Source organism: Bacteroides sp. B1-V-101, from assembly GCF_023656585.1.
In the GTDB taxonomy this organism is placed as follows: Bacteria; Bacteroidota; Bacteroidia; order Bacteroidales; family Bacteroidaceae; genus Bacteroides; species Bacteroides thetaiotaomicron.
This window is the reverse complement of sequence record NZ_JAMOKH010000011.1, coordinates 75705-101288: the sequence shown is the minus strand read 5'-3', so window position 1 is coordinate 101288 and position 25584 is coordinate 75705. Positions and strand designations below refer to the sequence as shown.

Sequence of the window (25584 nt, the reverse complement as noted above, 5' to 3'; positions counted from 1 at the left end):
TTCTATATTTAATCGTTCATCTAAAAATCCATTGAGACACCAAATGTCACAGTACGACCATTGGGATAACCACCGGATGTGTCATATCCCAAATTGTTTACATTTTCGGGATTGATGCCTGAATATTTGGAGAAAGTATAAATATTGTTCATACTAAAATTAAGCTGACATCGGCTGATCCTAAAAAAATCCAGCATTTTCTTTGGAATAGTATAAGCCACAGATATACCGTTAATTTTAAAATAAGAGCCATCTTCCATAAACAATGTCTGGTCGTATCTGAAAGGCTGAATAATACTTGAACGGGTATAATCAAACGGATTAGGATATTGGGCATAGATATTATCTTCTGTCCAGAAATTATATGCCTCAATAGGTGTTAAAGCTCCACTACCTGTAAGGTTCACCTTACCTGCTACAGGTGTTCCATAAGCCCTAAAACGGTCTGCCAGAGCCTTGTTGATAATATCACGTCTCAACGTAAACGAGCAGTTAGTGTTGATAGAAAACGCTTTATAACGAAGATTGATACTAATACCACCGGTCATTCGCGGCTGTGAATTACCTACAATCACCTTGTCTTTTTCATCGATGATATAATCACCATTTACATCCACCCAAATAGGGTCTCCCGCCTTAAAGTATGCTTGAGTAGAAGTATTCCCTCCCATCCGCAAGCGTTCTCCGGTCAGCGGATTAACAGGCACGTCTTCGTCAGTCGCATATACGCCTTTATACACATAGAGATAATTCCCCATCGCGTTAGAACCTAATTTATTCACCACTTCCGCATCACTGTTAATAATCTGCCGCACCTCGTTAGGCAGCTTTGCGATCACGTCTTTATTAATTGCCAGTGAAGTCGCTACATTCAAATCCCAATTACTTTGCCTTGACAACGGACGGACGTTCAACGAAAACTCCAATCCATAGTTAACCAGACTCGTTTTCGTACTTCTTACGGAATTAAAAGCATTGTGGTTAGCCAACTCTATCGAACTTAGCTGATTGTCAATTTGTTTGTAATACGCCTCGGCAACGAACATAATTTTATTATTAAGGAATGATAAGTCTGTTCCGAGATTCCATGATGTTGACGTTACCGGCTTCAAATCCGGATTCGGCATAGCGTTTTTATCAATAGGAATAATAGAAACTCCATTATAAGTATCTTTGCTCAGATTGTAACTTCCCCATATATCATAAATACTAGCTTTATAAGTGGTACTACGTCCCCAAGTTACACGAAGAGCTCCGGCATCCAGAAACTTCCATTTTTTAGCAAAAGATTCACGGCTGAAGTTCCAGCGAAATCCTAATGAAGGATTTATTGCCCATTTCGCCTGCGACCCATAAGATGAATTTATTTCAGGACGAATATTGGGAGTAAATACGTATTTCCCACCAGGCAGCGATAACTGAGGATCTATAATAAGTGCAAACGTATTCTTTTTATCTGAAAAATTCGACCTTCCAGCTGCCATGGACGGCATACCGGACGACCATATATGGTCACTTGCCAATCCATTCAGCATAATAAAGTTACCGCTATACTTTTCGGATGAAAGTTCAAAACCTCCCTGTAAATCAAAATTTACAATTCCCAATTTTACGGTTCTTGACAATAATGAACGAACATACATATTATAACTATATTCACTACCGTTATTCCAAGTAGCCCTATTGGCATTCAAAATACCCGGCGTAAATTTCTCATTCTCCACAGTTCCGTATTTATATCCTAAAGTACTTCTCCATCTTATATCAAATGGCAACAGATACATGATATTCATACTTGCATCATAGACTACATTCTGATTATCTGCCTGGACAGAAAAAACAGACAATGCAGAATTGGAAGCTGTATACATAGACGGTGGAGGCAACAAGGAAGAAGCTGCCGAACCTGCGGCTACGCCGGATTGTGAGAAAGCATTTCCGCTACCATTACTATTTCGGGTTAATGTAGTGGCAAGATTTAGATCCAAATGAAATCTATCATTAGGCTTATATCCTACTGCTGCCCTGATACCGTATCGGTTAAAGTCCGTGTTTTTCACAATTCCTTTTTCCGTATAATAGTTTGCATTGATCTTATAGTCAAATTTCTCATTAGGTTTACCAGAGAAACTAAGATTATGAGTTTGATTGTAAGTCGTCTGATAAAAGACACCCTGCCAATCCGTATTATTATTGTAATAAGGATTCAAGCTATCTGACAGTGCCTGCAATTTATGGATTTCATTATATCCATGATAGGCGGATGTATCATTTCCCAAAATTTGCATAATTCTGAGCGCTCTCTCCGCCCCGCCTGCAAGTACATCTCTCAACCTCGGTGGTGTTTTCACTACAAAGTTAGCCGAATAAGAAACTTTCGGTTTGGCTGTTTCTCCTCTTTTAGTTTCTATAAGAATTACTCCATAAGCACCTTTTGAACCATACAGGGAAGTTGCAGCTGCATCTTTCAATACTTGGATATTCGCAATATCTTCAAGTGGAATCATAGCCAACGGACTGACTGTTGCACCTGACAGCAAACCAGCTGCATCATAGCCCGTTACGTCTTCCTGCGGTATACCGTCAACTACAAACAAAGGAGGAGTCAGCCCCATCATAAACTCGCCATCACCGGAAGATTGAACGGAAATATCCGAGACTCCTCGAATTGAAAAACTTGGAAGACCTCCGGGAGTACCATTATTCATCTGAATATTTAATCCGGGAACACGCCCTTGAAGCAACTCCATTGGATTAGCAACAGGAGTATTGACCAGATCTTCTGCTTTAATAACCGTAACCGATGCTGTTACCGCAGCCTTGCTAACTCTTTTAAATCCGACTACAACTGTTTCATCAAGCATATTCTCTGTCGGACTCAGATATATTTGCATGCGTTCTGAAGGTTTAGTAACTTTGACTGAAAGACTGTCGAACGCCAGGAAAGAGAATACAAGTCGGTAACCACTCTTAACTTTTGTAGAGAATCGTCCGTTATCATCAGTTGTGGTTGAAAGCTGAGGCACCGTTTTTCCACTTTCATTTTTAATAATAACAGAAGCATAAGGCAATGTAGAATTATTGCTTTTATCTTTGACTACACCACTGACAGGAATATCCTGAGCCCGAACACCAACCGAGGTGACGGCAATCGCCATAGCCAACAAGCCATATTTAAATATATTTCTCATATTAGAATCATGGTATTAATTAGTTATTTTCCATCTTCAAACAAGGGGGCTCCTGCTGTAAATACAACTATTATCTCCCAATGAGCTTCCTTGTATATCGCAAATTCAAATGACATAGTGGATGTCATACGATAACCACTTGCTGTAATACGGTCATATAAAAAATTGACATTTATTCTATTACCATCTTTATTGGTATATTTTGATTTCATTTCAACCAATGGCATCGGATAAACTACATCGTACTTTACATATTCATCTGTTTTCTCCATGTTGAAACCATGAATCAGATTAGCCCAGTCTGTCTGATTAAAAGATGAAGGAGAGATCGGTGTATAATCCGGTCCATAAAAACGAAAAGTCAAACTTTTTACATCATCATCATTATCTTGGTTCTCACGAAAATAAATATGTACATCTTCAGGAAACATATAGTCTCCACTTTCTGTTTGAAAAAGGGTTAACGAATTTGGTGTAACATAGTCCTGTCCCTGCACCAACCCTGTTTCCGGATCGTATATACTCGGTTCGTAATCACTTTCTCTGACAGGTATAAGCTGCATATCGGTAAAAGTTTTATATCCTCCCGAGTTTTTCACCAGCACATCAAAAATATAACCGTCACTCGGAGCACACTGCACAAAAGAAGATTCGGCATTGGACCACATCATAAATTCTCCGGAATGCTTTTTAACCTGAAAAAGAGTACGATATTCTATTTCTCTTTTAGCTTCTATTTCTTCTATAGACTTTTCGGTACCCATATATGGAGTTTTCCAAACTTTTACCGGGAAATATTCCGTCAATTCAGGTGCAGGACTTCCGTCGGCCCTCACGATTCGTGATATTTCGAAAGTAAGAGGAAGCGTTGAATTACCCGATGAAAAGTTGTCGGACATCAAAGTATTTTTTCCTAGTTGAGGACGATATAGTTTTGTAGTAAAATTGACGTCTCTGTCGAAAGCATCCAAACTATCCGGCAAATATTTATCGACACACGATATGCTTAATAATACGCAGGAAAACAGCAGCGCAATATTTTTACTTCTTATATTCATTGCCATAATTATTAAATACGTAAATAAATTCATCAAAACCGAAACTGTGTTGGGGAGAAAGGATGTGAATGATACCATTATTTGTATAAACATCATTCCATACCGTAGAAACTCTGTTCCAGTTATCTTTTACCTGAGAGTTTTTCATATCACTGAAAATAAGCTGTTTGACTCCTCCGCCTACAAATCCGGATGCCGGTTTGCGAGAACATTCTATATTCATTTGATAATTGTACTTCAAAGAATTTAAGGAGTTATTTCCTTCATTGGCTAGAATATTATCGGTATCGTAACTACCTTTAATAATGTACTTGCATAACATTCGCTCAAGGTCAGCTCTATAATCATAATGATATTCGTTAATGATCGTATCATTTAAAGTCGGTGTTATAACATTAACGATCGTATCTTTAACAACAAACGGTTCAATTAATAAATCACTCAAATAAATCGCTTCACCCAACTCCTTTTGTTTACGGTACTCGTTAAGTTGCGCCAATGAGGAACGGATACATGCATCCGGTATGGCAAAAACTGTATATTGCACATCCGTCTGTTCCATCTGTTGTATGAAATCGGGAATATTGTTGACAAGAACCATCATAGAATCAAATTTCAAATTCAGCCTTTCATTCCCTGTGGACAAATAATCCAGAACCGTTCCATTAAATACTTCGGTTTCATTTTCCTCAGGATATGAAGCCACTTCGTAATCTGTACAAGACAGCATCCAAAGGGAAGCCGAAGTCAGACATAAAATAAATAGTATCTTATTCATTGTCGTTTTCTTTTTATTTCCAAAACTCATTTTGTTCAATCTGTGAATTAGCAGTAATGATATCTTCCGATACCGGCCAGTAGATTCCACCACTGCTGATCAGTCGCAAGAATGCCTCATTATCTTTCATCAGCTTTTGCCGACGGACAAGGTCATACCACCTCCAGCCTTCTCCCATAAGCTCTCTGCGACGCTCTTCAAATATCTCGGCAATTAAGCTTTCGCGATTATTCCCAAAATCCTTTTTAAAAGATACTTCTCTCAATCCACGATTTGTTCGGATCATATTCAAGTAGGATACAGCTTCTGTGCTTCTATTTAGTGCGCATAATGCTTCAGCCCGTAGCAAGGTGATATCTTCAAGGCGAGTGAAAACAATAGACGAGCCAAAGACTCCGAAATCATTGTCTTTCGCCGATCCATCCTGAATAATCTTTATTTTACTGAACACCGGAGTTTCTTCATTCAAATTCTGAACATAATAGGATGAATATTTGATGGTATCTATGATTCCAAACCGCAAGTCATCAAAATTGGTAAAAATCGAAAATAAGCTGTCCTTTGAAATGTATATTTCAGGATAGGATTTTTGTACCAATGGATAAGCTAAAGTCAACTGTTCAAGATGTCCGCTTTGAGTTGCTTCGTTATCATTGTGAGCAAAATTAAATCCTAAAATCCTTGAACCTTTTACACTCGCATTCGAGTAAAACAGCCCTGTTTCTGAAGTCAAGTCGGCAATAGAAGTATATTTTGCATTAATCTCAGATGCATGATCTAGTATAAATGAAGAATATGTCTCGGCTTCTGCATAATTTCCCTGCCAAGCACAGATGTGAGCTAATACAGAGTATGCAGATAACTTATTGAACAGTTTTCCCTGCCATTGGGCCCCATATGAACCATAATATAAATTCGTTTGAGTACCATATTGATAGGGTAAATCCTTTATAGCTGTCAACAGTTCTGCCTTAGCGTAACTCAGCACCGTTTGAGCGTCTGTACGAGGCATAGACGGAAAAGTTCCGTTATCATAAGAATAGGTGACTAACGGCACATCTCCCCAGATTCTTACCATATAAAAATAAGCAAATGCCCTCAAAGCGCGTACTTGAGCAATGTCATATTTCAAGTTTTGTTCAGAATACGACCGGTCAAGTTCGACAGTTCGTGGAGCTTTTTCCATAAAAACAGATGCCGCATTGATTACCGCATAAAATCTTCTCCAGTTAGATACTTTCTTCAACAAGTCATATGGCTTGTTCAATTCATTATCAGACACAGCTTGTAAATCACTACGCTTATAAACCGTAAAATCCCCCTTCCGCAAATCACCACATATCCAATGAGTATTGTTATCGGCTAAGGCTGCGCGTGTCAAGCCATATACTCCCATCAATGCTGATCGAGTATCTTCAAGGGTCTTCCATTGTTGGGTTTCCGAAGCTGCATGTTTGGGATCTACATCCAGAAAGTCATTGCAGGACTGCAAAAATAAACAGGCAAGTGCGGAGAAAAGAGCTAATCGCAATTTTTTCATATTGTTTTTCATATTGTTTTTCATTTTTTATCATCTCCGATATTTTTAGAACTTAAATCTCAGTCCCAAAGAAATGGAACGAGGAATGGGAAGCGAATACCCGTCATAGGTACCATTGAAGTTAACTAATTCCGGATCACCTGCTGAAAAATTACTGAAAGATAACAGATTAGATCCTGTCAAATAGAAATACAAACTTTTAGGTATATTACTACCAACTTTCTTTATAGGAAGTGTGTAACCAACAGTTATATTTCTCAGTTTCAGGTATGACAGCTTTTCAAGGAACAAATCCTGTTCTGCACGGTAAGGATGAACACTGCTTTGCGGATTGTATATAGGATAATCGTCACGCTGATTAGTGTTTTGCCAAAAGAAAATCTCCTTGACAGACTGCAAGGACTGAATATTATCCAAAGTCGCAAAGTCGTAACGTTGCTGATCGCGCAGATTTAAAGCACTATGCCCCAAAGCAAAGAAGAGATTGAAGCTGAAATCGAATCTTTTATAAGCAAACTGGTTAGTCAATCCTCCTGTATAGGGTGGAATGGCATGTCCGGTCAGCACACGGTCATTGTCGTTAATCTGATTATTTCCGTCAACGTCTGTCCAAACAGGATCTCCTGCTTTAAAAGGAACTCCATTTATGTTCAGTGGTTTCCCATTCATAACAGGAACTTCTGAGTCGTTTGTATAAATGCCTTTATTTTGATACACCCAAAAGGCATCAACTGACTGTCCTACTTGTAGTTTATGGTCGCCTATCACAGTTGTCTTCTGGTTTTCGGGAAGTTTCTCTAGTTTGTTCTTATTATAACTTGCATTGAAAGACAAATCCCACTTCAACGGAGTGTTCTTCAAAATGGATGCCGAAAGATTTAATTCCAATCCCTGATTACTGATATCCATTCCACTGGCCAGTTTATACTCATATCCCATTTCTTGAGTGACAGGCAAATATGTCAATAAATTCTTTTCATAATTCTTATACAGACTTATTTCCGCAATAATGCGATTGTCGAAAAAAGAACCTTTCAAAGCAAGCTCCATTTTATCAGAATAGGGAAGCTTTAAATCATAACCAACCCAACCCGATGCATACGGACGAGTGATTGTTGCAAATCCATTAGCTGAGGAAAGTAACGGTTCGCCACTCCATGTGATACTTGTAGCCAAGTATTGAGGACCTAATTCATATCTATCGGACTGGAATGATTTGGCTATTCGTGCATAAGATGCACGCAAAGACAATCCAGACAATGCAGTACTACCTGTAAAAAAATGATTCTTTAAATTCCATTCAGCAGAGGCAGCGGGTGTAAACATCCATCTGTGATCCGACTGGATAGCGGAATTTCCGTCGTATCTTGCCAATAATCCCACATTAAGCAAATTCTTATACTTATAATCTAAAGCTATTGAAGTCGATACCCACCTATTCTCCAAACGATCAACATAACGATACTGCTTGAAGTTCCCGGTACTTGTTGTCGGCTTCATATCATCATCACCATCATAGGCACGAGTATAATTATAGTGATACAAATCGCTGGTTATAGAGCCATTCCACTGAATATTCAACTTATGAATATCAGCTAAAGGCAACAAATAGCTCGCTGAAGTTTCACCTATAATCCGTTGATTGTATCCTGAATAGTTAGATACAAAGTTGACGGACTCCAACAAAGCCATAGGCCAAAAAGCGCGACGAACATTTGTTGTATAATCAAGTTTGATGCTGGCTGTAGCATTGAATCTTTGCTTAGTATAGCTCAAAGCCAACAATCCATTCAGTAAATTGTTATAATTATCATCTTTAGTCAAATCATTGGATATTAAAAAGTCATTATACAAATTGCCGGCAGGTGCAAGCGGAGTTGAAAAATCAACCATATACTCCATCTCAGCAAACCTGTCTCTAAAATTCCGATTCCTGACACGGTCTATCTTAGCGGCATTAATAATTGTACTAACATTCAAGCCATCCAAAGGAACCATATTCAAGGCAAAGCCAATATTATATTTCGTATAAGAGGTATTGTCCGCTGCTCCCGCATCTTTTGTCGTTGCGAGTGTAAATACATAATTCGCTTTCTTTGAACCACCACCGATAGAAGCATTTACATTATATAAGAGTGATGACTGATAATAATCGTCTGCCCAGTCCGGTTTACCAAAATAACGTACATCTCTTGTATCCATAAGATAATCGGGTTGTTTACCCGGTGTAAGAGAATACGTATCATAGAAACGTTGACGGAATGCTTTTTCGTATGATCCATTCGTCATACGAACCGAAGACGGAGCAAAGGCCATTCCTGCCGAAACTCCGATAGAGACGTTCTCCCCACCATAATAACCGTCTTTGGTCGTTATCCAGATGGCGCCATTGGCAGCTAAAGGACCTAATTTGGCAAGCTGAAGCGGATCCTTGATAATTTCTATTGACTCTATGGAAGATATATCCAGTCCCGCCAACATATTGGCAGCAGCTCCTATCGGATTAATATCAAACTGTTTGATATCGTACACATAGCTGTTTTCCAACATCAAAGGAACACCATTCAAATAAATCGTCGGCTGAACACCGGACACATCTTTATTTGAAAAGACAGGTGAAGATAAGCCACGAACCAGCATGCTTTGAATGGTACCAGGCTCTCCATTATTTTCCTGTACATATACACCGGCCACATTCCCTTTCAGTAATTGCTGAATAGATAAAAATTGAGAGCGCTGCAACATCCTGATATCAACAGTATCACTCACCCCAAAGGAGTCTATACTACGATTAGTAACGAAACGAGATCCTACATTCTTCTCAAAAGAGTCTTTTTTCATATAGGTCTCCACAGAATCAATATTCACAGGCGAACTTGATTGAGACGCTATCGCTCCACTAAATCCTAAAAAGCCCATGACAGCCAGTAAACGACAAACAGGCTTCTGCAAAAAGAAATTAGGTAAAATTATCACCATACTATTAGATTTATAAAGTTATTTAGACCAAATAAGTATTAGTTGTGCATCAAATGCATCACAAAAGTGCGAGTTATCCAGTAGAAAGAAGTTCTCTAATCATTCAAAAACCTCCAAAATTGGACCATAATCGCTATTAACTATCATAGGTCTAAAAATCGTTCAATATAAGTTCAGAAATCATTCAAAAGGGATAGATCATTGATATATAGAAAAGTACGCATCTTCCATTAAGATACGTACTTGTGCATTTTAAGTTCATATTATTTTTTATCCTAACAAGATTTTTGATATTCCTTTGGAGTTACACCAAATTCTTCTTTAAAACAAGTTGCAAAATATTTAGGATTAGAAAATCCACATTCATAAGCTACCTCTGCTACAGATATTGATTTATCCTTCAATAACTGACTACCATGTTTTAGTCTTATATTTCGAATAAACTCAATGGGTGACAGTCCTGTTGCTATTTTCATTTTCCTATATAGAGAAGACTTAGACACAGCTAATGCATCCGCTAATTGAACCACATCAAAATCTCCTTCCGACATATTTGATTTTATAACAGAAATCACTTTATCCAAAAACTCTTTATCCATAGAAGAAGGTTCTAAAGAATCAATATTGACTTCTACATTAGATCGAAACTCTTCTTGTTTGTTTTTCTTATGCATTATAAAATTATTAATACGAGCCTCTAATATTTTTAATTCAAATGGCTTGGATATATATCCATCCGCTCCCGCATTATAACATTCAATGCGATCTTCCACGGTATTTTTAGCTGTTAATAATATGATAGGAATGTGACTGGTTTCCAAATTTGACTTTAAAGTGCGACAAAACTCTAGACCATCCATTTCAGGCATCATCACATCACTTATAATAATATCTATTTCATTATCTTTTATAACGTTCAGAGCTTCTAATCCATCTTTTGCAATAAGTACATGATAATGCTTGGATAGAATTTTCTCCATCAAAAACAACAATTCTTCATTATCCTCCACCAATAACAAATGAACGTCAGCTATTTGCATATCTTCGCCTTCGCCAACCTTTGAATCAATCAATTCTTCTTTCTCTAAAATAAGATCCGTATTTATGCCATTTACCGAAATATGTTCTGATATTAATTCATCTTCCTGATAACTATCTTTATTAATGGGAAGATCTACAGTAAAAGTACTTCCCTTACCTAATTCACTTTCAACATTAATAGTGCCATGATGTAACTCCACTAAATCCTTTGTTAAGGATAACCCAATCCCATTAGATTCACTTTCATCTCCTTTATTTATTGTATAAAATCTTTTGAAAACATTCTCCAAATCAGCAGGAGCAATACCTTCTCCGGTATCAACGACCTGTATTCGTAAATGATGATATTCAGACTCCCAATATGAATCTACTATTAATTTTATATCTCCACCATTAGCTGTATATTTACAAGCATTAGATAATAAATTAGATACTATCTTATCTAATTTATCTCTATCAAAATAAGCCATCAAATGTCTATCTTCAGTTAGAAATGTAAAGGTTTGATTTTTCTTTCTCATCAATGGAGTAAAGTTCACCTTACAAACATCATCTATAAATGATATGACATCACTTTTTGATACAGATAATTTCATGTTCCCACTTTCCACCTTACGGAAATCTAAAATTTGCTGTAATAGTCTACGTAATTTATTCACATTAGAACGAATCATAGTTAACTGCGAAATCCGACTACCATTCGTCATTTCCGCATCATCAATCAAACAAGTAATAATAGTTAAGGGAGTTAATAAATCGTGCGATATATTTGTGAAATAACGTAATTTTGTTTGCACCAATTCTTCTGACTTCTCTTTATCTATTTGAGCTATTCTCAGTTCGTGCCGCAACTGAATACGACGCTTCATCCTGTGATAGAAAAGATACAGACATAAAAGTGTAAACACAATATAAAATAAATAAGCCCACAATGTTTCATAGAAAGCAGGCTGTTTAAACACCTGAACTTCTGCTATATAATTGCTCCATAAGCCATTTACATCAGTTGTCTTTAGATAAAAAGTACGTTTACCTTTAGGTAATTGATTGTAAAATGCAAATTGACGATCGCCTCTGACATACACCCAATCATCATCAACTCCATCCATTTTATATGCATATTTAATTTTGTCAGGAAACGCATAATTTAAAGAAGAAAAATCTATCTCAATATTTTTATCTCCTGCATTTAAAGAAATGATCTGACTTCTTAAATTAAAACGTTGGTTGTTTTTCTCCAAAAGACTAGAAACACCATCTATCTTGACATCTGACACCATCGTTCTAATTCTACGAGGATTATCAGACAAATGATCATAAGGAGTAAATACTGAGATTCCTTTATTACCTCCATACAGTATTTTCCCAGAACGAGTTTTATAATAAGAATTAGGCATAAAAGAATTTACCATCACATCAGTCATTGTCGAGTAATCCATGATACCACCATTTTTAGGGTCGTATTCAATCACCCGCTTATTGGTAGAAATCCAAATATGTCCCAACTGATCTGTTATAATATTAAAAATACCTTCTTCAAGCATATCAAACATATCAGATAAGTTTTCCACTTTATTGGTTTGAGGGTCATAAGTGAATACATCCCCATCCTGGCTACCCATCCACACCAAGCCATTATCATCCACACAGATTGCTCCAATATTATCACTTATTACTCCCTCTGCGTGAGTCTTCAGATTTCTTAAATTTTTCTCTTCTAATGTCAGATCAGAGGATATTTTTGCATTATACACGCCTTGCTTTCTTGTACTAATCCATAGGGAACCATCTTTACCTTCTCCAATTCCTATTATATCTACAAATGGAAACTTAGCATCTTGAAGTATCTTTTCGTTTGCCGGTTTAACCAAAATACCTTTAGTTGTTCCCACCCAAAGGTTATGGTTACTATCAGCATAAAATAAACGCGGGAATCCTGAATTATCCACATAATCAGTTAATTTCAAAGTCCCCAATAGTTCTATTTCTTTTTTATCCTTCTTCACCCTGTAAATTTCCGGATAATACTCAGACCCCAGCCATATCTCATTAAGCAATGGAGCAGAAGTAATGCAGCTTACATTTCTCAAGTTAGTAATGTTTTTTAGAGAAGGAATATCTTTATAAAAGAGAAGTTTATTAGAATCCGGATTGTAAATTCCTATTCCCCAACGATTCTGGTCTATCCATAAATCTCCTTCCTTATCTTCATATATGTTCTTTATATTTGTAACAAATCCCGTCTTTTCCCGAATAACTGGAAAAGAGTAATTTTGTACTAAAGGTTTATTTAAATCAATCATTGATACTCCTTCATTAAAGGCAGCAATCCATAAATTACCTGACTTATCTTTTACTATTTCACTAAAAATATTATTTAACTTAGAAGAAATATGAGATATATCCACAGTATTAATTATATTTCCAGGACGTTTTTGAAGTGCATAAAGTCCCTGTGTAGATACAATCCATATATAACCATACTTATCATCCTGAGTAATACTAAAGCAACCATTCATGTCCCAATGCTCATTACTTTTAATATCCACATGACTATACATTAAATCATCTTTCTCCTCCGGATAAAGTAAAAAGATCCCGCTTTCCCATGTTAAAATCCAATGTTGCTTCTTATTATCTTGAAAAACTTTAAATGGATTATTTAAAACTCCAATATGAGGCATAGCAATAAATGAGTCTGTTTTTGAATTATATCGATGTAATCCCCTTTCCCATAAAGTTACCCAAATATTCTTATCTGCATCTTCATAAATAGAATTCACACTAGTAACAGGTAAAGTAGAATCATATCTTTTGCAAAATGAGAAATCGGCAGAACAACGAAAAACAGAAGTTAACGTACCAACCCATATCCATCCATCACTATCCACTATCATTGTCCGAATCTCTTGATCTTTCAAATCATTGTGTATAACTGGTATTATCTGATAAGTTCGCTTATCCAGTATATTAATCCCTTTTTTAGTTCCTATAAATAAATATCCATTTTTATTTTCCGCAATACAAGTAATTTCATTATTCGTCAAAAGATCCGGTGATTTCAACCCAGAACGAAAAACAAGTAATCGATAGCCATCATAACGACACAAGCCATCTTTGGTTCCTAGCCACAAAAAGCCTTCCCGGTCACAATGAACCCGTAAAACAGTACTTGACGGCAAATAATTATTTAATGGAAGTGTAGATACCGACATTTGTTGTGCAAAGGCACACGAAAACAATTGAATAAAAAACAGTACTATATAGAATTTTATTTGATGTTTCATAGTAGAATTAAATATAAAGACGTATTTTCTATGCAATATTAAAATAAAGAAAGCTATCACTGTTCATAAATCCCTTAAAATATATTAATTTAAGACTAACACAAACATATGTGGTCTATTTTTAAACCTTTCTGAATGATTTTTATCCCACTTTGAACAGATAACTTAAAATTATACGTATTTGAATCATTCCAGCACCTATATATGAATATGATTCAGCAACTTTGCAAACAAGAAGTAAACACTGATTATCAGTTCAATCATAAATAATTAATTTATAAAACATTTCTGTATCATGAAAAAAAAATATGTAAAGATTATGTTTTTATCATTGTCATTGCTGACAATTAGCACAACAGCTACTTATGCAGTTCAACCCGAAGATGATAAAAAAGAAAATGAAGCCTTACAAACCTCAACAGAGGAACATCTACCATTACTAACGATTAATGGTACAAACGCATCATCATCCTTCATTGTCAATTCCGAGGCTTTACTCGGCAAAGAAATAACAATTACAGCTCCAAACGGTTTCACCGTAACTCCGACTGTTATAGCAGCCAACTCTGGGAAACAAAAAGTGAAGGTGACCTTAAACAGTACTAAAAGACTGACTGAAGGGAAAATTATTCTGCGAAGTGGAGATATCCGTTCATATATAAAAGTAAAAGGATTTGGAACTGCCCTTCCAGTGAAAGACATTGCAGCATCTCCTGTTTATAAGAAAGGGAATGATACGGAATTTACCAAAGCATTCACTCCAAATTCAAAAGGATATACTATTGAGTTCAAAATAAAAACAGATGACTCGGAGAAAAACTTTTATCCTTATTTTGTAAACGAAAAAGGTTATGGATTCAAAGCGTATATTACCTCTAATGAAATTGGATTATTCAATGCCTACAAAAAAGAGATCAATAATCCTGCAACAAATGGAAAAGCAGGGGGAAAAGGCAAGTTCTATAATAATGATGGACAAGCACATGTTTATCGTTTTGCCATAACACCAGATAACCGTGCCTTCATTTATAGAGATGGAATTCCTGTAGATTCCGTTAGAATTATAGACTACGCTCCCCAGCCAAACTTTGCAGAGAAAGTTGGCAAACCAGTAGAAAATCTTTTGAAGAACCCAAACTTCGAAGGAGAATTTGATGTAAATCCAGAAACAAAGTTAGTTAGTAGAGTTGAGGGGTGGGATGTTGTTATTGGCGACCGTTGGAATTCAGAACAACAAATTCTTCCTGAAGAAATTGATAATAATCAGGACCTGGACAATCATGTTTTTGAAATTAGACCCTATAAATGGGCAGCTGGCTGGAGTGATGGTATCCTAATGCAAGTGGTAGATGTTGTACCGAATGAAAGTTACACACTATCTGCTCTATTAAAAGGAGGAATAGCAAAAAAAGAAGGAAAACTCACCGGTAAAATGATCATAGAAGAAGTGCAAGACCCTGAAAAAAAGGTCATCACAGAAATTGCCAGTGACAACTGGGAAACTTATTCAATGGACTATACTACTTCTGCCGAATGTAACCAAATTCGTGTATCCTTTACAGTAGGACGTGGAGGATGGGGAAATGATATCGGAGCTGTCCGTGTAGACAACGCTAAACTGACCGGCACATCACGTACATACTCGCCCAAATTCGGTTTTATAGATAATACTGCCGATGTGGAATATTTCACAATTGATGAATCCGGAGCCTATGCACCAGCACAGCCTGAAATAACGATTAACATTGAAGACTAAAATAACGAAAACATGAGAATAACTTTATTTATCTGCTTTATGTTCTCATTCACCTCTATTTTTTCACAAAACACCCAGATCAGTCCGGGTGTTTTGTGGAATGACATAGATGGGGAGCAAATTAACGCGCACGGTGGATGTGTCGTTTACGAAAAAGGAACTTATTATTGGTTTGGAGAAGATCGTACAGGTTTTAAATCAAATGGGGTAAGCTGTTATCAATCTAAAGACTTATACAACTGGAAACGGCTGGGGTTGTCGATGAAAACGACAGGTGAAGCCAGAGAAGACATGAATGATATATCGCAGGGACGTTTGTTTGAACGTCCTAAAGTAATTTATAATCCCCAAACTAAGAAATGGGTAATGTGGAGCCATTGGGAAAGTGGAGATGGATATGGAGCTGCACGTGTTTGTGTAGCAACAAGCGATAAGATAATGGGGCCTTATGTACTTTACAAAACATTTCGCCCTAATAAAAACGAGTCCCGTGATCAGACGTTATTCGTAGATACAGACGGGAAAGCATATCATTTCTGTTCTACGGATATGAATACCAACATGAATATTGCATTACTTAGAGACGATTATCTGGAGCCGACTCCGACAGAAACTAAAATTTTAAAGGGACTTAAATATGAGGCACCCGCTATTTTTAAGGTTGGGGATATGTATTTTGGATTGTTTTCCGGTTGCACAGGCTGGGAGCCCAATCCCGGGAAAAGTGCCTACAGTACTGATATACTGGGGAACTGGACAACAGGGAATAATTTTGCTGTAGACAAACTCAAACAAGTTACTTACAACTCCCAAAGCTGTTATGTATTTAAAGTGGAGGGTAAAGAAAAAGCTTATATATACATGGGTGACCGTTGGAACTCTAAGGATGTAGGAAAGTCTCATCATGTGTGGTTGCCCATTAGTATGCGCTCAGGCTATCCTGTCGTAAAATGGTATGATCAATGGGATTTAACCGTGTTTAATAGTATGTATCGCTATAAAAGAGCTGCAGAAATCATACCCGGTAATATATACTCATTATTAGAAAAGACCTCTGATCGTTTAGTGTCTAAACCTGCCAATGGTTTCAGTATAGCGGATGATGATGATGACATCAATCTAAGTCTGGAGTTTATAAAGACTAATATACCCAACGTATATAAAATAAAAGATACCAAAACCGGAAAGTTTTTGGAATCACTGTTCGGAACTTTACGCCTGAATTCCGAGAAGAAAGATGATGCTCAATGCTGGGTATTCAACCTACAGGAAGATGGTTATTATCAGATACAAAATCTGAAAGATAAAAAGTATGTTACAGTTTCCGGTTCAAATACATTTGCCGGAAGTAATTTATATCTTACTGAACTATCCAAGAAGTTAATGCAAGATTTTGCAGTATATTTCGATTCCAATAAATATAAATATAAGGAAGCAGATATATTCTCTGATGCCTACAAGGCTAATAATCTAAAACAGATGAAAGCCCAATAAATTTCTCATATGTAATTCTGATAAATTAAATTTGTTACATTATGAACATAAAAAGTCAACAGGCAAAAAATAGTTTTTTATTCATATTTATATATCTATGTAGTCTGTCTTTGCAACCAGCTTTCGCAACTCAATCGAAAGAAGTTATAACAACAGATATCTGGGCAGCCACTGCCACTGTATTCAAACTTGTCGGTGAAAAAGCTGTCAACAATGTAAAACTGAATTGGATGCAACGAGAGGACGCCGACCTTTATAAAATCTACCGGGATGGAAATTGTATTGGAGAAGCTAAAGGAAATACATACGATGATTATAATCTGAAAGCAGATAAAACTTTTACCTACCATGTAGAAGCATTTAAAGAGGGGAAGAAAATAGCCACGTCCGCTTCTCAACAAGCAACAACCTTCACCCCTAACGGCGAAACTAAAGTTTATGATAATCTAAACGGAAAATATATCACCAAAGAATCTGCCCAAAAACCTCAGGGTATGAAAATTGGGGAGCTTTATTTCTCTTATAAAATGGAAAACGTTGAAAAGGAAGTAGATGGACAAACACTCAAAGGATGGCTAGCTACAGAAAGCTTTTCTCCGACAGGGCTCAATGGTAGTTGGAGTACTTCCCGTGAACTGGCTTTTTACCCAAATGTAAAATTTGAGGGTATTGCTTTCCGATATAACGCAAAAACCGGTAAGGTAGTACTTTCAGCACATTATGAAGATCAAAGTGGATATGTTGCAGCTAAAATCTATCTGGCACAAATAACTCCCAAAGGCGAGCTCGAAGTAGGCACTATGGAACGACCATTGGGCTATGACTCTAGAGATCAATCTCTTTTCATTGATGATGACGGTACAGCTTATCTCCTTTCAGCTACAAATATGAACAGAGATATAAACATCTATAAGCTAGACCCTTCATGGACTAAGCCTGTTTTATTAGTTAATACAATATGTAAAGGACTACATCGGGAAACTCCTGCAATCATCAAAAAAGACGGAGAATATTATTTCTTCAGTTCAAAGGCTTCCGGATGGTATCCGAGTCAAACCATGTATACATCTGCCGCTGATTTAGGAGGCGAATGGACACCTATGAGAGAAATTGGCAATAATTCTACTTTTGATGCACAGTTTAACAGAATCAGTACAGTTGGAAAAACCTGCGGAGTATGGAGTTACCACTGGGGAGCGCAACGAAAATATAAAACTCCGGCTGGCAATTTCCCGAGAATTTCAATAGCCGCATTTAACAAAGGATATGCTTCGATGGATTATTACAGATACCTGGAATTTAGTGACAAATATGGTATTATCCCTGTTCAGAACGGTAAAAACCTGACATTATATGTACCGGTGACAGCCGCTGTCCCAGGAGCGAGAGGAATTAAAGCTGATTGTATCACGGATGGAGCTTGTACTGAATCTTCTACTTATTTCCAGAAAAGTTCAAATGCTGCTACAGGTTCTCCTTATATGTTTACCATAGATATGCAGAAAGAAGCCGTGATTTCTGAGATTAATCTTTCGACAAGATTGGTTAACGGTTCCGAGGCTGCCTACAAATATACCATTGAAGGAAGCCGGGATGGAAAAAGTTATAAAATGCTCGTAGACGGCAAATTAAACTGGCAGGTAGGATTTCTAATTCTGAATATTGAAGATCCGTCGCTATACAGATATTTACGGCTCCGCGTATACGGTGTTGTCAATGTACATAAAAACAATTCTGCAATGTGGGCAGATGGCATTTATGAATTTGCTGCTTACGGAAAACCACAATAAATAAGAAAGCAAAGTGTATTAGAAAAAGCCAGTTAACTATTTAAATGTTGACTGGCTTTTCATTTTGCATCGATCACAAAAAGTTACCCTATTAAGCTTTCTGTATTTAACGATTCCATTATTCGTTAATATATACCATTTTGTACAAGCAAATAATAAACTAAAGCCCAATCCTGATCATTTGCATATGGATCGTAGAATCCGCCCTTTACTCCGTTAACCTTATTTGGATAAATATAGGCGCAAGAAGCTTTTCCATCTTCAAAGAATAAACACAGATTATTTCTCACAATATTCTCTGCACGCTCTTTATATGAATGATCTCCCGTACATTGCGAATAAAGATAAAAAGCAGCTCCTGACAATGTACTCCAATAGTGTGGAAAAGTATCTCCCCACATTTCCCGCTTACCAAACCAATAACCATCCCAATGACGAACAGCTATTTCATTCAAATGATAACTGGGTTGTTTGCCATTGAAAGCTTCCAATACAGGCATTTGAATCTTTGCCCCATCCAAATATTTCTGCCTTCCGGTTTCCATATAAAGTTGAAGCAAGAACATGACTGATGGAGCTACAATGGCTTGTTCGTAGTTTACTTCACTAGCCGGATAATTCAAACCATTTTTCAAAAAAGTATCACCAACTGCAATATAATCATTCTCCAGCTCTTGATATTCTCTTTGCATATCAGCATTTTTTAAAGTTTGTAGTCCTAAGCGAACCGGTATACCTATGGCATAAAAACCATGTCCGAACTGTTTGAACATAGACCGCAAAGTCATATAACCATGTTTAGCATATTGTTTGTCATTGGTTATTTTATACATCTGGAAATAAAAATCCGCTACCCATACATAATTGTACGCCCTGTTACGTCCCTTCTGATCGACTGAAGAGAAAGTCTTATAGTCAGCATCTTGCAATCTATTACGCAAAAAACTTGCATATCGCAATAAAGACGCCTTTACTTCAGCAACAGGATGCAATTGATAATACTTTGCTAAAAGTACCCCCATACCGACTCTTTCAGCACCTTCATCCCTGTCAACCGGATTACAGTTATGTGTATTATTCAGATATATTTCATTCTTTTCATTATCATAAACCATATAAGCATCTCTACGCGTATTCGAACTTTTCATCTGTTGATTTGCAACTATAAACTCTACTCGTTTTTTAATCAAATCATTCACATTACTAATCACCAAACAATTTGCATGAGTTTTTTTCCCTGCGCCATATAGTATATCAAAACGCACTTCTCCCAACTGATCCATTACTACTTCAGCATACCATGCTGTTCCTTGTTTTTTCATAGGGATAGTGACATCATTCTTTTTAAGTATACAGTCTTTTACCATCTGCCCACCTGATATTTTCACAAGGGCAGTTTCTCCCTTCTCAAATACATACTTGTTGCAAGATACCCAGACACTCTCTCTTTCCAATAACTTTTGACGGAAATCATCTCCACCTTTATGCGAAAAGATATACCACGAAAATACTTGTTCATCACCCGGCATCAATTTCATATCCGGAAGATTCAAAGAAATAATTCCTCTTGTATGAGAGTTACCCTTATTTCTATCACGCTCTGATATTTCATAACTTTTAATTTCGCCTTCCCTCAAAACCAGTCCCAAATGTGGAGCATATCCTCCCATACGTGTTGCGTTTACATAAGCTGCATTATCACCCTCCCATATATGAGCATTAGCCCGCATATTTATACAAGCTTGTGCCCCTGGATAGTTATCGTTGAATGGAGTATAGATGCCTATATCCGATAAAAGTATTTCCTCTGTTCCATCATTTTGGAAAGTATACTCTTCTATTAAATCTTCTCCTCTCATACTCCTTTCTACAAGGATACATATATCTCCAACTCGATAAGTAACTTCTCTCCCATCCTGCTTTATACTGGCAGGAAGATTCCAAAACAACTTGTTTTTCTGATTTCTTCTCACCTCAGTGAAATAGCCAAGTCCCCAACCATAATTCTCCTTTATCCAAGGATATTGGCTACCATCTGTTGCAATCAGCCAATTCATATTCTGTTTATCATTATCAATATTCATTGATTGTATGGCTCCAGTTTTCGAATTCACTGTAAAGTTTACTTTTTGGGCTTTAACAGAAATACATATTACTGTCAACAACCCAATACCACAAAGCTTTAAAAAAGGATTCTTTACTTTTCCCATTGACATCATCCTATTTTTCTTAAAACAGGGCTTACTTCTTTTAGATAAATCTAAATCCATTGTTTTTCATTTAATTAATTATAGCTATTAAAAATCTTATTGCCAAGTAATTATTCAAAGATAATTCTTTTCAAAAGGGAAAAAGTACTATAATCATTCAAAAGGGAACAGTAATAAATAAAAATACCTCATCCTTGTCGAGGGCAATTCCCCGTTTGACTAAATTTCATTCAAATCTGTTCAATTTTAATTCAATATTTCAAAATCCGGTTGATTAATCAATTGTATATCCAAGCAGGATACACTTAGAGAGCAAATAGTAAAAAGAAAAAATTCAATCCATTTATTCGCTAGAATCAAAGAAAGTCCCTATCTTTACCCCAAGTAATTTTTATTATTCACCATTAAATGTAAATATTATGGCAAGTAGAAGAGAACTTAAAAAGAACGTAAACTATATCGCAGGAGAATTATTCACCGAGTGCTTAATCAATAGTATGTTTATCCCTGGTACTGACAAGGCTAAAGCTGATGAACTGATGGCTGAAGTTTTAAGAATGCAGGATGAATTTGTCAGCCGCATCAGCCATACAGAGCCGGGCAATGTGAAAGGCTTTTATAAGAAATTCCGAGTAGATTTCAATGCAAAAGTTAACGAGATTATTGAGGCCATCGGGAAATTGAATTAAAGATCAGAATGAAGAAAGCAATTTATAGCTTTATCTATTACCGCCTGTTAGGGTGGAAGACAAACGTTACGGTACCTAATTATGATAAATGCGTGATATGTGCCGCACCACACACAACGAACCTTGATTTATTTATTGGAAAACTGTTTTATGGAGCACTAGGCCGTAAAACAAGTTTCATGATGAAAAAAGAGTGGTTCTTTTTTCCGTTAGGAATTATTTTTAAAGCTGTAGGCGGAATTCCCGTAGACCGTAGTCGGAAAACTTCGTTGGTCGACCAGATGGTTCATCATTTTGCTGAATGCAAAAAGTTTCATCTGGCTATCACACCCGAAGGAACCCGCAAGGCGAACCCGAACTGGAAAAAAGGGTTTTATTACATCGCCCTTAAGGCTCAAGTGCCTATCGTTCTGATCGGTATTGACTATAGTACAAAGACCATAACGTCCACTAAAGCAATTATGCCGACGGGAAATCTTAATAAAGATATGCGGGAAATCAAACTGTACTTCAAGGATTTCAAAGGAAAACATCCTGAGAATTTTGCACTTGGAGAACTTTAAGAATAAAGTAATAAGTAATAGGTATTAAGTATTAATCGTAGCTGCTGAAATGCTGCTCCGCATGGTATATTACCTATTACTTATTCCTTATTACCTATTACTTATTCCCTATTACTTAAAACAGGCATCATGGATTCGATTCGTATTTCCATAGTACAAACCGATATCGTTTGGGAAAACAAACAAGAAAATCTCCGTTTGCTCCACGAGAAGCTGCAAAGTCTCCGTGGAACAACGGAGATTGTTGTTTTACCGGAGATGTTTTCTACAGGATTCAGTATGCAGAGTGATATGCTGGCGGAAGCAAATTCCGGTGAGACGATTACAGCACTGAAACAATGGGCTTCTTTGTTTCAAGTGGCCATCTGCGGGAGTTATATCACTGTAGACAACGGAAGATATTACAATCGCGCTTTCTTTCTGACGCCGGAAGGAGAAGAATTCTATTATGATAAACGCCATCTGTTCCGCATGGGACGTGAGGCAGAACATTTCTCGGCAGGCGATGAACGTCTGATTATCCCTTACCGTGGCTGGAATATCTGCCTGCTTGTATGCTACGATCTTCGTTTTCCGGTGTGGAGCCGGAACGTAGCCAATCAATATGACCTATTAATATATGTAGCAAATTGGCCTATCCCCCGCCGTCTGGCATGGGATACACTGCTTCGTGCCCGTGCCTTGGAAAATCAGTGTTACGTATGCGGGGTCAACAGAGTAGGTATAGACGGATATCATCTGAAATACAACGGAGGAAGTAAAATCTATTCAGCGCTCGGAGAAGAAGCGGCTTCCGTGCCCGACGAAACGGAGGGCATAGCAACCGCTACGCTTCATCTGACCGCACTTCATCAGTTCAGAGAAAAGTTTCCGGTATGGAAAGATGCAGACGAATTCCAACTCCGCCATTCGTGATAAAACAAATGTTAAAAACGATTTGAAGGTGCAACAATACCTAGAAGTTAGTAGTTAATTATATAGACTTCTTTTGTATCTTTGTCGTGAAAATACAGTCGTAAGGACTCTAATCTTACATAACTTAATTAACAACTTTATGAAAACAAATCTTAGTTCTCAAATCACTCTCCACAGGGTCTCCCCCAGATACTACAGACCGGAGAATGCATTTGAAAAATCAGTCTTGACAAGACTCGAGAAAATACCTACAGACATTTATGAGTCTGTAGAAGAAGGGGCTAACTACATTGCTTGCGAAATAGCACAAACCATCCGCGAAAAACAGAAAGCAGGACGCTTTTGCGTACTAGCACTCCCCGGAGGTAACTCACCCAGCCATGTCTATTCGGAACTGATCCGCATGCATAAGGAAGAAGGACTGAGCTTCCGTAACGTGATCGTATTTAATATGTATGAATACTATCCGTTGACTGCCGATGCTATCAACAGCAACTTTAATGCTTTGAAGGAAATGTTGCTGGATCATGTCGATATTGACAAACAGAATATATTCACTCCCGACGGAACTATCGCCAAAGATACCATCTTTGAATATTGCCGTCTGTACGAACAGCGCATCGAAAGTTTCGGAGGCATTGACATTGCCCTGCTGGGTATCGGTCGTGTAGGTAATATCGCATTCAACGAACCGGGTTCACGTCTGAACTCTACCACACGTCTGATCTTATTGGACAATGCATCGCGCAACGAAGCATCCAAGATTTTCGGAACGATAGAAAATACTCCGATCAGCTCTATCACAATGGGAGTATCTACCATTCTTGGCGCTAAAAAGGTATATTTGCTGGCATGGGGGGAAAATAAGGCAGCAATGATCAAAGAATGTGTGGAAGGTCCGATTAGTGACACAATTCCTGCATCTTATCTGCAAACTCACAACAATGCTCATGTAGCGATCGACCTTTCAGCTTCCATGAACTTAACACGCATTCAACGTCCATGGCTGGTAACATCCTGCGAGTGGAATGATAAACTGATCCGCAGCGCTATCGTATGGCTGTGCCAGTTGACAGGCAAACCGATTCTGAAGCTGACCAACAAGGACTACAACGAAAACGGTCTGAGCGAACTTCTGGCATTGTTTGGTTCTGCCTACAATGTAAATATCAAGATTTTCAATGACTTGCAGCATACCATCACCGGATGGCCGGGTGGCAAACCTAATGCTGATGATACCTACCGTCCGGAACGTGCCAAACCGTATCCGAAACGTGTGGTTATCTTCTCTCCACATCCGGATGACGACGTTATCTCCATGGGAGGAACCCTCCGCCGCCTGGTAGAACAGAAACATGAAGTACATGTAGCTTACGAAACTTCCGGTAACATTGCCGTAGGTGATGAGGAAGTGGTTCGTTTCATGCATTTCATCAACGGATTCAATCAGATTTTCAATAACAGCGAAGACTTGGTAATCAGCGAGAAATATGCAGAAATACGCAAGTTCCTGAAAGAAAAGAAAGACGGTGATATGGACAGCCGTGACATTCTGACTATCAAAGGTTTGATTCGTCGTGGTGAAGCCCGTACTGCTTCTTCATACAATAATATTCCGTTAGATCGGGTACATTTCCTTGACTTGCCGTTCTATGAAACCGGTAAGATTCAGAAAAATCCGATTAGCGAGGCTGACGTAGAGATCGTACGCAACCTACTTCGTGAAGTGAAGCCTCATCAGATTTTCGTAGCCGGAGACTTGGCTGACCCGCATGGCACACACCGTGTATGTACGGATGCCGTATTCGCTGCTGTCGATCTTGAAAAAGAAGAAGGAGCCAAATGGTTAAAAGACTGTCGTATCTGGATGTATCGTGGTGCGTGGGCTGAATGGGAAATTGAGAACATCGAAATGGCTGTGCCTATCAGTCCGGAAGAGCTTCGTGCAAAACGTAATTCTATCCTGAAGCATCAGTCGCAGATGGAAAGCGCTCCGTTCTTAGGTAATGACGAACGTCTGTTCTGGCAACGTAGCGAAGACCGTAACCGTGGCACAGCAACGTTGTATGATCAGTTAGGACTGGCATCGTATGAGGCAATGGAGGCATTTGTAGAATACATTCCTCTATAAGAAAGAAAATTCTTAATTAATAGAATATAAAACAATCAAAGAAGAGTGGGCAGTTCGATACTTCCCACTCTTTTTTTGTTTATTTTTGCAGGAGATTTTGCCACAGAATGCAATGGACTTACATGAATGCGAGATTCATTTCGTATTCTCCTTCCAAAAGGG

General features: G+C 37.6%; 14 protein-coding genes. 7 read left to right on the top strand and 7 right to left on the bottom strand.

All coding sequences use genetic code 11. From position 1 onward, the window contains the following. Window positions 1–20: 20 nt before the first annotated feature. From NBH01_RS10690 to NBH01_RS10665, 6 genes are all read right to left on the bottom strand, one after another. Window positions 21–3191, bottom strand: a complete 3171-nt coding sequence (locus NBH01_RS10690; protein ID WP_250700087.1) for a SusC/RagA family TonB-linked outer membrane protein — start codon at window positions 3189–3191, stop codon at window positions 21–23. 23 nt (window positions 3192–3214) lie between these two features. After that, window positions 3215–4249, bottom strand: a complete 1035-nt coding sequence (locus NBH01_RS10685) for a DUF5007 domain-containing protein (protein WP_008766184.1) — start codon at window positions 4247–4249, stop codon at window positions 3215–3217. Then, the gene (locus NBH01_RS10680; protein WP_008766185.1) at window positions 4233–5027 is read right to left on the bottom strand and encodes a hypothetical protein; all 795 of its coding nucleotides are present in this window, start codon (window positions 5025–5027) and stop codon (window positions 4233–4235) included. The genes NBH01_RS10685 and NBH01_RS10680 overlap by 17 nt, the downstream gene beginning before the upstream one ends. A gap of 13 nt (window positions 5028–5040) precedes the next feature. Continuing rightward, window positions 5041–6579: a RagB/SusD family nutrient uptake outer membrane protein gene (locus NBH01_RS10675; RefSeq protein ID WP_053088291.1), complete on the bottom strand. Its 1539-nt coding sequence runs from the start codon at window positions 6577–6579 to the stop codon at window positions 5041–5043. 33 nt (window positions 6580–6612) lie between these two features. Next, complete coding sequence (locus tag NBH01_RS10670) at window positions 6613–9546, bottom strand: SusC/RagA family TonB-linked outer membrane protein (protein WP_048698517.1); 2934 nt, start codon at window positions 9544–9546, stop codon at window positions 6613–6615. A gap of 275 nt (window positions 9547–9821) precedes the next feature. Beyond that, entirely contained in the window at window positions 9822–13874 is a 4053-nt protein-coding gene (locus NBH01_RS10665; RefSeq protein WP_055228969.1) for a hybrid sensor histidine kinase/response regulator transcription factor, read from the bottom strand. 295 nt (window positions 13875–14169) lie between these two features. Here NBH01_RS10665 and NBH01_RS10660 point away from each other — a divergent pair, with 295 nt between their 5' ends. Genes NBH01_RS10660 through NBH01_RS10650 form a run of 3 tightly spaced genes read left to right on the top strand, consistent with a single transcriptional unit; the run spans window position 14170 to window position 18914 of the window. Beyond that, window positions 14170–15630, top strand: a complete 1461-nt coding sequence (locus tag NBH01_RS10660) for a hypothetical protein (protein ID WP_022471875.1) — start codon at window positions 14170–14172, stop codon at window positions 15628–15630. Between the two features lie 12 nt (window positions 15631–15642). Beyond that, the gene (locus NBH01_RS10655; RefSeq protein ID WP_061474196.1) at window positions 15643–17124 is read left to right on the top strand and encodes a family 43 glycosylhydrolase; all 1482 of its coding nucleotides are present in this window, start codon (window positions 15643–15645) and stop codon (window positions 17122–17124) included. A gap of 41 nt (window positions 17125–17165) precedes the next feature. Further along, complete coding sequence (locus tag NBH01_RS10650) at window positions 17166–18914, top strand: family 43 glycosylhydrolase (RefSeq protein WP_225694256.1); 1749 nt, start codon at window positions 17166–17168, stop codon at window positions 18912–18914. Window positions 18915–19039: 125 nt separating this feature from the next. Here NBH01_RS10650 and NBH01_RS10645 read toward each other — a convergent pair whose 3' ends face one another. Next, the gene (locus NBH01_RS10645) at window positions 19040–21124 is read right to left on the bottom strand and encodes a six-hairpin glycosidase (protein WP_187323714.1); all 2085 of its coding nucleotides are present in this window, start codon (window positions 21122–21124) and stop codon (window positions 19040–19042) included. Between the two features lie 419 nt (window positions 21125–21543). Between NBH01_RS10645 and NBH01_RS10640 the strand changes: the two genes are divergently transcribed. From NBH01_RS10640 to NBH01_RS10625, 4 genes are all read left to right on the top strand, one after another. Next, window positions 21544–21813, top strand: a complete 270-nt coding sequence (locus NBH01_RS10640; RefSeq protein WP_008766192.1) for a hypothetical protein — start codon at window positions 21544–21546, stop codon at window positions 21811–21813. Window positions 21814–21821: 8 nt separating this feature from the next. Then, window positions 21822–22376, top strand: coding sequence for a 1-acyl-sn-glycerol-3-phosphate acyltransferase (locus tag NBH01_RS10635; protein ID WP_250700086.1), 555 nt, complete (start codon window positions 21822–21824; stop codon window positions 22374–22376). Window positions 22377–22505: 129 nt separating this feature from the next. Next, on the top strand, window positions 22506–23291 hold the full coding sequence (locus NBH01_RS10630; RefSeq protein WP_130042227.1) for an amidohydrolase: 786 nt from the start codon (window positions 22506–22508) through the stop codon (window positions 23289–23291). Between the two features lie 139 nt (window positions 23292–23430). Further along, the gene (locus NBH01_RS10625; protein WP_055217359.1) at window positions 23431–25422 is read left to right on the top strand and encodes a glucosamine-6-phosphate deaminase; all 1992 of its coding nucleotides are present in this window, start codon (window positions 23431–23433) and stop codon (window positions 25420–25422) included. The last annotated feature ends 162 nt before the right edge of the window (window positions 25423–25584 follow it).